Annotated in this window: 10 protein-coding genes; 5 read left to right on the forward strand and 5 right to left on the reverse strand. The window is 70.3% G+C overall.

The features are described 5' to 3' along the window. Positions 1 to 15: 15 nt before the first annotated feature. From Q1N79_RS24340 to Q1N79_RS24355, 4 genes are all read right to left on the reverse strand, one after another. Positions 16 to 1,158, reverse strand: coding sequence for an LLM class flavin-dependent oxidoreductase (locus tag Q1N79_RS24340; RefSeq protein WP_300612783.1), 1,143 nt, complete (start codon positions 1,156 to 1,158; stop codon positions 16 to 18). Positions 1,159 to 1,203: 45 nt separating this feature from the next. Next, positions 1,204 to 2,004, reverse strand: a complete 801-nt coding sequence (locus tag Q1N79_RS24345) for a maleylpyruvate isomerase family mycothiol-dependent enzyme (protein WP_300612784.1) — start codon at positions 2,002 to 2,004, stop codon at positions 1,204 to 1,206. Between the two features lie 85 nt (positions 2,005 to 2,089). Further along, positions 2,090 to 3,454 (reverse strand): NtaA/DmoA family FMN-dependent monooxygenase, encoded by a 1,365-nt coding sequence (locus Q1N79_RS24350; RefSeq protein ID WP_300612785.1) that lies wholly within the window; start codon positions 3,452 to 3,454, stop codon positions 2,090 to 2,092. A 10-nt stretch (positions 3,455 to 3,464) separates the two neighbouring features. After that, a complete protein-coding gene (locus Q1N79_RS24355) occupies positions 3,465 to 4,667 on the reverse strand; it encodes an LLM class flavin-dependent oxidoreductase (RefSeq protein ID WP_367185137.1) in 1,203 nt (400 codons plus the stop codon). 124 nt (positions 4,668 to 4,791) lie between these two features. Here Q1N79_RS24355 and Q1N79_RS24360 point away from each other — a divergent pair, with 124 nt between their 5' ends. The 4 genes from Q1N79_RS24360 (at position 4,792) to Q1N79_RS24375 (ending at position 8,200) form a co-directional block, all read left to right on the forward strand. After that, positions 4,792 to 6,186 (forward strand): NtaA/DmoA family FMN-dependent monooxygenase, encoded by a 1,395-nt coding sequence (locus tag Q1N79_RS24360; RefSeq protein WP_300612787.1) that lies wholly within the window; start codon positions 4,792 to 4,794, stop codon positions 6,184 to 6,186. Then, a complete protein-coding gene (locus Q1N79_RS24365) occupies positions 6,183 to 7,313 on the forward strand; it encodes an LLM class flavin-dependent oxidoreductase (protein WP_300612788.1) in 1,131 nt (376 codons plus the stop codon). The genes Q1N79_RS24360 and Q1N79_RS24365 overlap by 4 nt, the downstream gene beginning before the upstream one ends. 69 nt (positions 7,314 to 7,382) lie before the next feature. Continuing rightward, the gene (locus Q1N79_RS24370; protein ID WP_300612790.1) at positions 7,383 to 7,730 is read left to right on the forward strand and encodes a helix-turn-helix transcriptional regulator; all 348 of its coding nucleotides are present in this window, start codon (positions 7,383 to 7,385) and stop codon (positions 7,728 to 7,730) included. Then, entirely contained in the window at positions 7,727 to 8,200 is a 474-nt protein-coding gene (locus Q1N79_RS24375; protein WP_300612792.1) for an SRPBCC domain-containing protein, read from the forward strand. Before Q1N79_RS24370 ends, Q1N79_RS24375 begins: the two co-directional genes overlap by 4 nt. A 22-nt stretch (positions 8,201 to 8,222) precedes the next feature. Here Q1N79_RS24375 and Q1N79_RS24380 read toward each other — a convergent pair whose 3' ends face one another. After that, a complete protein-coding gene (locus Q1N79_RS24380) occupies positions 8,223 to 12,026 on the reverse strand; it encodes a hypothetical protein (RefSeq protein ID WP_300612794.1) in 3,804 nt (1,267 codons plus the stop codon). Between the two features lie 341 nt (positions 12,027 to 12,367). Here Q1N79_RS24380 and Q1N79_RS24385 point away from each other — a divergent pair. Beyond that, on the forward strand, positions 12,368 to 13,264 hold an 897-nt coding region (locus tag Q1N79_RS24385), incomplete at its 3' end, for a helix-turn-helix domain-containing protein (protein ID WP_300612798.1).

Raw genomic sequence — 13,264 nt, forward strand, 5'->3', positions numbered from 1 at the left:
GGGGCAGGGTCCTCGTCAGGAGCGACCCCACTCGCGGGCGAGCAACTCAAAGGACCGGACCCGGTCCTCGTGCCGGTAGGTGATCGCGGTGACGAGCACCTCATCCGCGCCGGCCGCCTCCTGCAGCACGCGCAGGTGCTTGGCCACCGTCACGGGCGACCCGACGAACTGGGTCGTCACTCGGTCCTCGACGAGCGCCCGGTCTTCGCCGGTCCACTCGAAGGCGGCCACCGCGGCCGGCGAGGGGAACCGCATCGCGCCCTCCCCTGACCTGATCGAGCGCACCCACATGCCATACCCGGCGGCCAGTTCGTGCGCCTGGTCATCGGTTGCCCCGACCACGGCGTCCGCGGACACCATGATGTACGGTTCCGCCAGCACCTCCGAGGGCGTGAACGCCGCCCGGTAGGCATCCACCGCCTCGAGCGTGGTCGCGGGGCTGACGTGGTAGTTCGCCGCGAAAGGAAGCCCGAGGGCGCCGGCCACCTGGGCTGACTGGCCTCCGCTCGAGCCCAGGACCCACACCTGCGCGTCCACGCCCGTGCCGGGCATCGCCTGGACGGCGATCCCGTCCGACTCGTAGGTGCCGGCGAGCAGCGCGAGGATGTCGTTCACTTGCCCGGGGAAGTCGGGTACCTCCGCGCCCGGCTGCTGCAGCAGCGCGCCCTGCACGGCGAACCGGGGCGAGCGCAGCAGGTGCGCGAACGAGAACCGCGCGGGGATGAGCAGCCCGTTCACCGTCCGCGGCCCGGTCGGCTTGACCGCGTCCGGCGACCCCGCCTGCGTCTGCTGCCTGGCCATCTCCTGCCGCCGCTGGCCGGACCGCCCGATGCCCAGGTCGATCCGTCCCGGGTACAGCTCGGCCAGCGTGCCGAACGCCTCCACCACGGCGGCGGCGGTCTGGTGGCCGAGCTGCACCGCTCCTGAGCCGACCCTGATCCGGGAGGTCGCTGCCGCGATCGCCCCGATCAGCACCGCGGGGGAGGAGGAGACCACGCCGGGCAGGAAGTGGTGCTCGGCGACCCAGTACCGGTGGTAGCCGAACTCCTCGGCGCGCCGGGCCAGGTCGAGGGTGTTCCGGAGGGCGACCGCAGGGGTCGATCCCTCGCTGACCGGAGACAGGTCGAGGATCGACAGCGGCGCGGGCTGCTCAGCCATTGACGGGTTCCTTCCTCGCGGAAGCCACGGGGGCCGGCGCGGGACTCAGTGCGCGGGCGTGGTGCGCGGATCCGGGATGTAGTCGGTCGCCAGGAAGCGCTTGAGGACATCCGGCGCACCGGTTACCTCAAGTTCGGGCCGGGGCGGCAGCGCCCGTTTCCAGACAAGCAGCGCGATGTCTTGCGCCGCGCCGGCCGCGACGACCGCGGTGTCGCACGGGCCGTCGGGTGCCCGCTCGGTCACCAGGCGGCCGTCGTCCACCCGGGCGCTCCAGGCGGCTCCCGTGTCCGTGGTCCGCAGCCACACGGTACCGCCGATGTCCGCCACGCCGCTGCCGGCCAGCCGCGGGACGAAGTTCGCGAACACGCTCTCCACTTCCTGCACGGCCAGGTCGGCGGGGATGGGAACGTGCTCGCCGAGCACGGACTCCACGTCCCAGCGGTGCACGCCGACCTCGACGGCCAGCAGCGGGGCGATCAGCCCGGCGGGCCGCTCCCCGGCCTGGTGCGGGAAGGGCACCGGCTTGTCCGGCGGAACCGCGCTGAGCAGCGTGAGCAGCGGGTCGAGGCCCGCCGCCACCCAGTCGGCGATTTCCTCGCCCGCGGGAACCTGCACGGACTGGTAGCCCGCGCCGTCGGCGGGGCCATCGGTGCTGATGATGCCCTGGAACAACCGCAGCGCCCGGCCGATGTGGGCGGCCAGGCTGTGCACGGTGAAGTCCGGGTACGTGGGCACGTGCGCCCGCAGCGGGGACTGCCTGACCACCTGCGTGAACCGTTCGGCCTCGCGCCGCAGGTGAGCCAGCCATGGCCCGGCAGGCGGAACGGCCGTTGGCGTACTGCTCATAGCATCCCTTATTACCTACTAATCTAGTAGTATTCATGGACGATAACCTCACCCGGGGCCTTCGCTCAAGCTCCGGCTGGCGGCGTCAGGCGGCCGCCGTGCCCGCCGCGGGCTGCGGTACCGGGATGGCGAGGTTGTCGCGCAGCGTGGTGCCGGTGTAGTCAGCCCGCAGCGAGCCGCGCTCCTGCAGCAGCGGGACGACCTTGGCCACGAACTCGTCCAGCCCGCCAGGGGTCAGGTGCGAGCCGAGGATGAACCCGTCCGAGCCGTCGTCCTGCACGAACGAGTCGATGCGCTCGCCCACCGAGGACGGCGTGCCGATGAACTCGGTGCGGCTGAAGACGTGGATAGCTGTCTCCCGCAGGCTGTACCCGTGCTCGGCGGCCAGCGCCCGCCACCGTGCCACGGTCTCGAACGGGTCCTGGGACAGCACCGCGCGGCCCTGGATGACGCGGGGCCCCGCCGGGTCCGGGTCGATGTCGGGCAGCGGTCCGTCCGGATCGTAGCCGGACAGGTCGCGGTTCCACACGCTCTCGAACAGTATCTGCGCGGTCTGCCCGCTGACCTGGGCATGGCTGATCTCGCGGTGCCGTTCCAGCGCCTCGGCCCGCGTGTCGCCGAGCACGAACGAGGCGGACGGCAGCAGCTTCACCGAGCCGGCCGGGCGGCCGTGGGCGACCACCCGGGCGTTGATGTCACGGTAGAACGCCTGCGCCTCGTCGAGCTGGTGGTAGGGGGAGAAGATCGCGTCCGCGTTCGCCGAGGCGAAGTCCCTGCCCTGCGGTGAGACGCCCGCCTGCAGGATGACAGGCCGTCCCTGCGGCGAGCGCGGCACGCTGAACTGCCCGCTGATGTCGAACTGCTTCCCGTGGTGCCCGAACGTCCCGACAGCGGAGTCACGGACAAACTCGCCGCTGGCCTTGTCGGCTGCGACCGCCCCGGGCGGCCAGGAATCCCACAGCTGGCGGGCTACCTGGATGAACTCGCCGGCCCGCACGTACCGGTCATCGCGGTGCAGGAACCCGCCGCGCCGGAAGTTCTGCCCGGTGAACGCGTCGAAAGAGGTGACCACGTTCCATCCGGCCCGCCCGCCCGACAGGTGGTCGAGGGAGGCGAGCTGCCTGGCCAGCTCATAGGGCTCGTTGAACGTGGCGTTCAGCGTGCCGACAACCCCGAGATGCGACGTGACGGCGGTGATTGCCGCGAGTACCGGCAGCGTATCCGGCCTGCCGACGATGTCCTGGTCGAAGATCAGCCCGAGCCGCTCGCGCAGGATCAGCCCTTCGGCGAGGAAGAAGAAGTCGAACTTCCCGCGCTCGGCCGTCTGCGCGACGTGACCGAAGGTCGAGAAGTCGGCCTGGCTGCCCGCCGCCGGGTCGGACCAGACCGTGTGATGGTTGACGCCCCCGACGTACGCGCCGAGGATGACCTGCTTGCGTGGCGTGCTCATGACCCTCCCGTCAGCGGGCGGTCGCGTAGCGATTGGCTGGCCGGGGGAGCCCGAGGTGCCCGCGCAGGGTGGTCGCGGTATAGCAGGTACGGAACGAACCGCGCCGCTGCAATTGCGGCACCAGTTCTCTGGTGACCTGGCGCAGGTCGCCGGGGATCGCCGCCGGCCGCAGCCGGAACCCGGACAACCCGGCATCCTGCCAGTCGAGCAGGAGGTCTGCGAGCTGGGCCGGGGTACCGGCGAAGATGAGGGCGTCGCTCGCGTACTGCGAGCCCGCCGCCTGGTCGAGCCGCGCCTTGCGCGCGGCGGCTTCTTCCGCGCTCTGGCCGAGGAAGACCACCAGGTCGCCGAAGACGTGCAGGGTCTGGCCGGCGCGCCCGGCTGCCTCCTGCTCGGCGCGGACCTCCGCGACGATCGCGCGCGCGTGGCCGGCGTCACGCGGTGTCACGTACACGATGTCGCTGGTCCTGGCGGCGAACCGGTACGGAATCGTGGCGTGGGCCAGCGCGGTGACGAGGGGCTGGCCCTGCGGCGGCCGCGGCGTGATGGACGGGCCGCGGACGGCGAACCAGCGGCCCTTGAAGTCGATGTAGTGCAGCTTGTCCCTGTCGATGAACCGCCCGGTGGCGGCGTCCCTGATCTCGGCGTCGTCTTCCCAGGAGTCCCACAGCTCGCGGACCACTTCCGCGAAGTCGGCGGCCTCGTCGAAGCGGTCCGCGAGCTCGCGCTGCCCCTCGGGCGTCTGGTAATCCGCCAGCAGGAACGCGCTGTCCTCCCGCCGCCCGAACAGGGAGTTCTCCCAGGGTCTTGAGAGCTGCGCGCGCCAGCCCGCCCGGCCGTAGCTGATGTAGTCCAGGGTCGCGATCGCCTTGGACACGTGAAACGGTTCTGTGTGCGTGACCGTGGCGGTCGGCACGAGCCCGATGTTGCTTGTCAGCGGCGCGATCCGGCTGGCGATCAAGACGGCGTCCAGACGGCCGCGCACCTGGTCGGTCCGGGGGTCAGGCCCGTCGTAGCGCGCCGACTGCAGGCCGAGCGAGTCCTCGATCGTGATGAAGTCGAGCAGCCCGTGCTCGGCTTCGGCGGCGAGGTCGGCCCAGTAGGCGGCGGTGAACAGCCGGTCGGGGGAGGCGTCCGGCTCGCGCCAGGCAGCGGGGTGCCACCCGGCGCCGTCGAGCGCGACAGCGAGATGGAGCGGTCGGATGTCGGTCACGGCTCCACAGTAAGCACATTAATCGTTAAATTCAATCAAGAATATAGGGAATATTAACGATCGCCGCTCCGTTAGCCAAGGCGGACGCGCCGCCGCCTGACCAACGGAGCCGAGGACACCAGTCATGACAAAGCAGATCCACCTGGCCGCCCACTTCCCCGGTGTGAACAACACGACAGTGTGGAGCGATCCGGCAGCTGGCAGCCACATCGAGTTCGACTCGTTCGTCCGCTTCGCCCAGACCGCGGAGCGGGGCAAGTTCGACTTCATGTTCCTCGCCGAGGGGCTGCGCCTTCGCGAGCAGAACGGGCTGATCTACGACCTGGACGTGGTCGGCCGGCCGGACACCTTCACCGTCCTCGCCGCGCTGGCGGCGGTCACCGGCCACCTCGGCCTCACCGGAACCATCAACTCGACGTTCAACGAGCCGTACGAGGTGGCCCGCCAGTTCGCCACCCTGGACCACCTGTCCGGCGGCCGCGCCGCCTGGAACGTCGTGACCAGCTGGGACGCCTTCACCGGTGAGAACTTCCGGCGCGGCGGCTACCTGGCCCAGGGCGACCGCTATGAGCGCGCGCGCACGTTCCTGCGGACCGCGACGGAGCTGTGGGACTCCTGGCACGGCGACGAGATCATCGCTGACAAGCAGGACGGCCGGTTCCTGGCCGCTCCGGCTCCCGGCGCCTTCACGCACAAGGACGCGTTCTTCGACATCGCGGGCCAGTTCAACGTTCCCCGCAGCCCGCAGGGGCGGCCGGTGGTCTTCCAGGCAGGCGACTCCGACCAGGGCCGCGACTTCGCCGCCTCCTCGGCCGACGCGATCTTCTCAAGGCACTCCACGCTTGCGGCGGGCCAGGCCTTCTACGCCGACGTGAAGGGCCGCCTGGCCAAGTACGGCCGCACCAGGGACCAGCTGCTGATCCTGCCCGCCGCCACGTTCGTGCTCGCCGACACCGACGCCGAGGCGGCGCAGGTCGCCCGCCAGGTGCGCCGGGCGCAGGTCTCGCCGCAGACCGCGCTGCGCTTGATCGAGCAGCTGTGGAACACCGAACTGCCCGGCTTCGACGTCGACGGGCCGCTGCCCGAGTTCGACCCGGTTGTCAGCGACAACCTCATCTCCAAGGGCCGCGCCAGCGTGCGGCAGTTCGCCAAGGACCCGGTCGGCCTGGCCAGCGAGTGGCGCGCCAGGGCCGCGGAAGGCAAGCTCTCGGCCCGCGAAGTCGTGATCGAGGTCACCGGCCGCCAGTCGTTCGTCGGCTCGCCGGAGACCGTGGCGCGGATCATCAACGAGTTCGTGCAGGCCGACGCAGCCGACGGGTACATCCTGGTCCCGCACATCACCCCGGACGGCCTGGCGCCCTTCGTCGACAACGTCGTGCCGCTGCTCCAGGAGCGTGGCGTCTTCCGGGCCGACTACACCGGCAGCACGCTGCGCGACCACCTCGGCCTTGCCCCGCTGGGACGGCCGGACGAGACGGGACGGCAGGGCAGGCACGTGGCCGCGAGCGCCGTCTCATGAGGTTCATCACGATCACGCTCATCGTCCACGCCCCCGACCCGTTCACCGGCGCGCAGAAGTCCACGCGCGAGCGGTTCAGGGAGGTGCTCGACAGCGCCCTGCTCGCCGAAGAACTCGGCTTCGACGGGTTCGGTGTAGGGGAGCGGCACGAGCGGCCGTTCGTCTCCTCGTCGCCGACCGTGGTGCTCAGCCATATCGCCGCCCTGACGAGGCGGATCCGCCTGTTCACCGCCGTGACGACGCTGTCCCTGCTGGACCCGGTGCGCGCCTTTGAGGACTACGCCACCCTCGACCAGCTCTCCGGCGGGCGCCTTGAGCTCATCATCGGCAAGGGCAACGGTGCCGCGCAGCGGGAGCTGTTCCACGTCACGCCCGGGGACCAGTGGGACCGCAACGCCGAGTCCTATGAGGTGTTCCGGCGGCTGTGGCGGCACAACAAGATCACCTACGACACGAAGTTCCGTCCGCCGCTGCACGAGGCCGAGGTGTGGCCGCGGCCGCTGCAGCGCCCGATCCGCATCTGGCATGGCAGCGCCACCAGCAAGGCGTCGGTCGACCTCGCGGCCCGATACGGCGACCCGCTGTTCTCAGCCAACGTGACGAACCCGATCGACCCGTACGCCGAGCTGGTCCGCTATTACCGCGAGCGCTGGGCCCACTATGGCCACGACCCCGCGGCTATCGCGGTCGGCGCGGGGACCGCCGGGTACTATTCGGCACACAATTCCCAGGACGCCGTCGAGGCCTACCGGCCGGTCTTTGCCAGGCAGCTGGCGTTCCAGCAGCGCCTCGGGCTGCAGCCGGTCTTCCCCAGCCTGGAGGACTTCATCGAGCGGTCGTCGGCGCTGATCGGCAGCCCGGCTCAGGTCATTGACAAGGTGCACCGCTACCACGAGCAGCTCGGCCACACCGTCCTGCACCTGCACGCCGACGCCGGCGGCCTCACCGGCGCGCAGCATCGGGCCAGCCTCGAGCTGTTCCAGTCCGACATCGCCCCTGAGCTGCGCCGCAAGATCCCTGACCCGCCCTGGGGGTGGGGCGGCGGCCCGCTGGGTGACGATGCCCTGGTCGTTTCGCCAGCCGCGTCAGGAACCCCGGTGATCTCACCGGTCGCCGCCACCGGATGACAAGGGGCCGGGCGGTTTCATTCAACCGATCGGTTGACGATCGTCGCGGGAATCGCTACCATCAACCGTATGGTTGAGGGTCAGGCAGGCATGGACGCGGTGTTTCACGCCCTGGCCAGTAAGGCACGGCGCGACATGCTCGGCCGGCTCGCCGACGGCGAGCTGACGGTGGGGGAGCTGGCTGCGCCGTTGGCGATGTCGCTGGCAGCGGCATCGAAGCATGTGCAGGTTCTTGAGCGGGCGGGCCTGTTGCACCGCAGGGTGAGCGGGCGGCAGCGCGTGTGCCGTCTGGATCCGGCGCCGCTCGCCTCGGCGTTCGACTGGCTGCGCTTCTACGAGGGCTTCTGGAGCGAGCGGCTGGCTGCCATGCAAGCCCTGTTCGACGACGATTCGACCGCAGCGGAGGAACAGCAGTGAGCGCACTCACCGGCAGTCAGCACGTGGTGCGGATCGAACGCACCCTGCCCGCGTCCGCGCACCAGGTCTATCGCGCCTGGCTGGAACCTGAGCTGATCGGCCGCTGGCTGGCGCCGGGCAGCTACGAGGTGACCCGGGTCGAGGTGGAGGAGCGCGTCGGCGGCCGGTACCGGGTCTGGCAGGCGAACGGCGGGCTACCTGTCGGCGGTTTCGAGTGCCAGATCCTGGAGCTGGTGCCCGATCGGCGGATCGTCTGGCGCTGGGGCTTCGCCGGGCCCGACCGCGAAAACGGGCCGGTCTACGACTCCCGGCTGACCATCACGCTTCGCGACGCCCCCGGCGGCGGAACCACGCTCATCCTGGTTCAGGAGCGGCTTGACGAGCTGGCCGCGGCGCTGCCCGAGGTTGCCGGGCAGGTCGGCTCAGGCTGGGCCGATGTCGTCACCAAACTGGCCGGCATCCTCGGTTGACGCCGGGCCCCGACCGCGGGTGTCACGGTTGCCGCGCATGAGCTTCGCGCCCTCGGCCGCGCTCCCCGGGAGGGCGGGCAAGGTCCACCGTGTTGACAAGGCCAACGCTTATTACGGTGTCTTCTGGTGCGTAGAGGCCGGAATCGGAGGAACCGGCCGCGGCTTTTGCGGCTGCCATTTTCCTGGCTGCCGCCGCGAGGGCCTGACGCTCGATCTTTGAGAACTCGCGCATTCCCCACTGGGTTATCGACTTGCCCGCGGTCAAAGTCATCGCGGGGTCGGCGGCGAGGCGGACCGTGAGCTGGATCTGGCCGGTATTGCCGTGGGCGACCGCGACGCGGGCGTACCAGACGTTCCAGTCGCGTTCTCCCAGCGACTCAGGTGCCATGTCCCGCAGGGCCTCTCGCAGCGATTCGAGGACCTCAAGCGTCGCCCCTGGCCGGTCAGGGGTGCGCATGTGCACCCGCAGCAGCGGATGTCGTCCCGCCAGGCCAAGGTCTAGCCTGCTCTGCCATTTGTCGAGGTAGACAGGGTCGTCACCGGTGTGCCCCGTGTGCCCGGTGTGCCCTGCCGGCCTGGCCGGGTCCGGGTCGCCAGCGTGGTTCGTCCGGTGGGCGAGCAGCAGCAGGACCGCTTTCCCGTGCAGGGTGGTCGCCGTCAGGCCGGCCAGGCCAAGGTCAGGGTCAAGCCGGCTGAGGATCTCGCTCTCGACGCCGACGTGCCAGTCAGTGCAGATGGCCATGACGCGCCATGTCTTGGCCGCGGCGCTCTCGGTCTTGTCGATTCCGCTGGACGCGATGACGTCGAGGTCGCTGGCCAGCACCAGGAGAGCTGAGCCGGTCATGGTCTCGGCCTGTTCGGCGGCGGGCCCTGGATTGGCTACCGCGGGCCGGGGGTTGAGGATCCTGGGGATGCCCTCCGCGACGGTTTGCACGCCGATCACCAGCGCGGGGGGCGGCGTGCCGTTAGCGGCCGGGTAGTGGTGCCCGGCGTGCGGCCGGCCGCTGGCCGGTGCGGCGAGATCGTGGATGTCGTTCAGCAGGGGTGTCAGCCGCTTGATGTCACCATCTTGCAGGCCTAGCTGCACCCGGGCCCACTGCAGGTCGGTGTAGGCGGCCTCTGGCGCGGGCAGCGGCAGCTGGACTTCCAGCACGGTAACCCGCCTGCGCGCGGCTGCCCGCAGCATCATGGTGACCGGGTGGGCACTGACCGGGAGCAGCCCTTGTCCCCGGCCAAGGCCGATGTATACGCCGATCACGCCGGAGACATCGTCCGCCGGAGCCAGCCGGCCAGGGTCAAGAGCGACCTTTATCACCTCAGCAGGCTGCCAGTCTGCTTTGGGCTCATCCCGGAAGACAGCGAACGTGAGGGACTGCCCGCCAGTACTGGAGCGCTGCAGGGCCAGGACGTTGGCAGGGTGCTCAAGGGGAGAGGTTCCCGCGACTGAATTGCCGGCCGCTGAGTCGTCGTCTGGGTAAGCGCCCGAGCTGCCGTCGGCGGCCTGCCTGGCGCCCTGCAACCTGTCCCGCAGCAGTGCCCGGCCGTTGCGCACCCAGTCAGGCATCCAGGATGCCTGCTCGTTCGCAGGTGTGACTGGCCGGCCGCCCTGGAGCAGGGAGCGCAGGGTCTGCGGGGCTGCGTGCTGCCACACGACGTAGCCGTAGGCTTGCCGGCCGACCATCAGCGCGTCCGCTGTGGTGTTGCGCCACCAGCCGCTGCGCAGAACGTCGGTGTGCGCGTAGTCAGGGGTGTCCGTATACAGGGTCAGCCCGCCGGGCAGTTCGCGGTCCGCGGTCTGCTGGCGTCCGCGGGCAAGGGCCCGCCGCCGCATCAACAGCCACAGTCGCAGCAGCACCAGCTGCGCGCCGATGCAGGTGCCAGTCCATGTGATGCCCCAGTCCGCGTCACGGGAGAAGGCGAGCGCGACGGCCAGGATCACCGTCGGCAGGATCGAGGCGATGATCAGCGGGTTGCCGGCCGGTGCCAGCATGCCCCGCACGGTGGACCGGTCCGGTCGTTCGATCCGGCCGACCTGGATGGCCGAGAAGAGGGTCAGCACGAAGGCCAGGACCTCGGCGCTGACCTGAGTGCCGCCCACGTCCTGCGCCAAGGCTCGCGCGGCGATGAAGAAGGCGAGTACGACCGTCATCAGCAGGACGCTCATCCAGCCGGAGAACTGAGAAGTCGAGAAATACTCCGAGTCTGTGACGGCGATGTGGACCTGCATCCTGGCTTCTGTTGGCGTCGCCCGCTGGGTGGCGTCCTCGATCATGCGGGACCGCGCCACCACGATGTCCGGGTTGACGGTCTCGGTTGCCGTTCTCCGCTGCATGGGTACCTCAAGCCAGCCGCCAGGCCCCTGGCTGTCCTGGCTTCCCCAGGCGTCCCCGAGCTCGCGGCGTGCCGCGGGGGTCAGCCCCGCGGCCGAGACGTCACCAAGCACCAGGCCCAGCCTGTCCAGGCGCTGGCGGAATTCCCTGGTGCGGGTGGTGGACTCTTTCCTGGTGATCGCGGGCATGCCATGGGCCACCCCGACGCGGTGGTCCCGCAGCGACTCCCGCACCGCGGCCGCCTTGGCCCCGGCCAGGTCGGCAAGGCTCTGGCTGAGCGGCGTCGGCCAGTCCTGGCCGGCCCCGGCCAGCTGCGCGACCAGGTCGCTGAGCTGGCGTATCGGGCGCGGCTGCTCAGTCCTGACCTCAAGCTCGGCCCGGGTGTTCACCGGCCGGGACGGATCGGGTGATACCCCCTCGGGCAGGTTCACCTGAACCAGGCGGTCAGCATCCGCTGACGGCAAGAGCAGGTCAATCTGCAAGCTCGCCCGGGGCAGCACCCAGTTAGTGGGGTGCAGCCAGCGCCTCAGGCCAGGCCCGGCCCACCTTCGGGCACTGGCCGTGACCGGCCCGGCCAGCTCGGCCGCTCTTTCCGGTGCCTGGTGCAGCGCCCGGCCGGGGACCGTCACCGTCAGCACGGTCGGCGTGTGCGTGCGGTCGGCTAGCACGACGACGATCGCGGCTTCGGCGAACGCGCGCAGCACCATGACCGCCCGCTCGGTGAGGCGCCGCGCGGAGGCCGCGTCCCTGGCGGCCGAGTCGCCGTTCTGGGTTGCCGGCCTGGCCAGCAGACTCGAATAGTCCGCGAGCAGTTCGCCCAGCTCGCGGCGCACACGTCCGATTCTCGGCAAGTGCCCCTCGGCGGCCTGCCGCGGAGGCACCTTGCGTTCCAGGACGTTGGTCGGCACATGCTCGCTGCGCAGCAGACGGTAGATGGCCGCGGACAGCAGCAGCCGGTGATCGCGGGTAGCGCTGAAACCCCGGTCACCCGCATCGGGCAGCCAAGCCTGGACGTTGAGGATGATCTCGGTCAGGGCAGCGGCCACGCGGTGCCGTACGTCCGCGCCGGGAAGGGTCACAAGCGGGCTCCCGCTGGCGTCGGTCACCGTCAGCGTGGAGAACGGATCTGGTTCCGGGAGCCGCCGGTGCAGCGGGGGCAATACCAGGACAGGGAGCCAAAGCTGCCCGACCCGGCCACGGAAGGCCTCATGGGTAATACGATCAAGGTCGACGTCGATCCTTATCGTCGTATCGACGGCGTCGGACCGCGTGATATCGATAGTTTCCGAAGTGGCACGCACCCACTGGTTATCCGCGATCAGGAACAGCAGTTCGCGGCCGAGCGCTGAATCACGATCGTAGTTCGCGTCCTGCCAGCCGAATTCCTCCGGGGTGATCTGGCTCACCATGTATTCCAGCCGCAGCGCGATATCCTGCAGCGTTCCGGCGTCCTGATACGCCCGCGTCCCACTAACAGCGCGCAATACCTGTCCCATCGGCACCCAGGCTGCTGATCTCAAATCGCGAGTACCGGCAGGCGCCGCGTCCCGGCGACGGTGCGGCCGGCCGGAGCCGAGATGGTTATCGCGGCGCCCCCTCCGCGCCACGAGCACCGGTACCGGTAATGCCCCGGCCGGATCAAGCCAGCAGCCTGGCTGCCCTATTCTTGATACCTGAAGTGGTCGCATCCTGCCCCGTTTGACCGAATGCCCCTTATTCAGTCTCGGCGGGCGTGGGGTTATCGCGCCACAGAAGGATCCCATAGCTTCCCGCAGGTAACCGCAGGGCAGCGCCGCGCTGATGGGCGCGTCATGACCAGGTCCGAGGGGTGAACGCGATGCTGCTCGGTCAATTGCTCAGGCGTCACCGCCAGGACCGCGGGCTTTCACAGGCCCGGCTCGCCCGCCGGGCCAACATCAGTGAGCAGACCGTCAGCAACCTAGAGCGCGGCATTTACCTGACCGCCCGGGCGGAAACGGCGCATCTGCTGGCGGACGCGCTGGGCCTGGCGGGTGCTGACCGCGATGAGTTCATGGAGGCGGCCGCCACCGGGCACACCTCGGAGCACGCGCCCGCGGCCGGCAACGGGACGACGACGGTGCACACCCCGCCTCGCGACGTCGCCGGCTTCACCGGCCCTGTGCCGGTGTCCGCACTGGCGGTCCGGTACTCGCTGCCGCCGGATACCGCGGTGTTCACCGGCCGGGATGCGGAGATGAACCGCATCAAGGCCGCGGTGGCCGAGGCCGCCGGGACCACCAGCGCGGTCACGGTGTGCGCGATCGACGGCATGCCCGGAGTGGGCAAGACCGCGCTCGCCGTGCACACCGCCCACCTGCTGCGCGGCCAGTTCCCCGACTGGCAGCTTTTCATGAACCTGCACGCTCACACTCCCGGACAAGACCCTGTGCCGCCGGAGGCCGCGCTGGCGCTGCTCTTGTCGGCTGTCGGTGTCGCCGCGCGGTCCATACCCACCGACCTGGAGGGCAGGGTCGCGCTATGGCGAGACCGGATGGCGGGCCAGCGGGCCCTGCTGGTACTGGACAACGCGGCAAGCAGCGGCCAGGTCATCCCCTTGCTGCCCGCCGCCGAGGGCTGCCTCGTGCTGGTCACCAGCCGGCGGCACCTGGCGGATCTGCCCGGAGCGGTCACCAGGGTCCCGGTGGGGGTGCTGTCCCCGGACGCGGCGGCGGACATGTTCACCCGGCTCGCCCCGCGTGCCGAGGCCGGCCCG

The organism is Trebonia sp., from assembly GCF_030042015.1.
Lineage (GTDB): Bacteria > Actinomycetota > Actinomycetes > Streptosporangiales > Streptosporangiaceae > Trebonia.

What these genes read in the sequence shown, in the direction of transcription:
- Q1N79_RS24340 (WP_300612783.1), bottom strand. Translation starts at nt 1,158, where the DNA reads ATGGCTGAGCAGCCCGCGCCGCTGTCGATCCTCGACCTGTCTCCGGTC.
- Q1N79_RS24345 (WP_300612784.1), bottom strand. Translation starts at nt 2,004, where the DNA reads ATGAGCAGTACGCCAACGGCCGTTCCGCCTGCCGGGCCATGGCTGGCT.
- Q1N79_RS24350 (WP_300612785.1), bottom strand. Translation starts at nt 3,454, where the DNA reads ATGAGCACGCCACGCAAGCAGGTCATCCTCGGCGCGTACGTCGGGGGC.
- Q1N79_RS24360 (WP_300612787.1), top strand. Translation starts at nt 4,792, where the DNA reads ATGACAAAGCAGATCCACCTGGCCGCCCACTTCCCCGGTGTGAACAAC.
- Q1N79_RS24365 (WP_300612788.1), top strand. Translation starts at nt 6,183, where the DNA reads ATGAGGTTCATCACGATCACGCTCATCGTCCACGCCCCCGACCCGTTC.
- Q1N79_RS24370 (WP_300612790.1), top strand. Translation starts at nt 7,383, where the DNA reads ATGGTTGAGGGTCAGGCAGGCATGGACGCGGTGTTTCACGCCCTGGCC.
- Q1N79_RS24380 (WP_300612794.1), bottom strand. Translation starts at nt 12,026, where the DNA reads ATGGGACAGGTATTGCGCGCTGTTAGTGGGACGCGGGCGTATCAGGAC.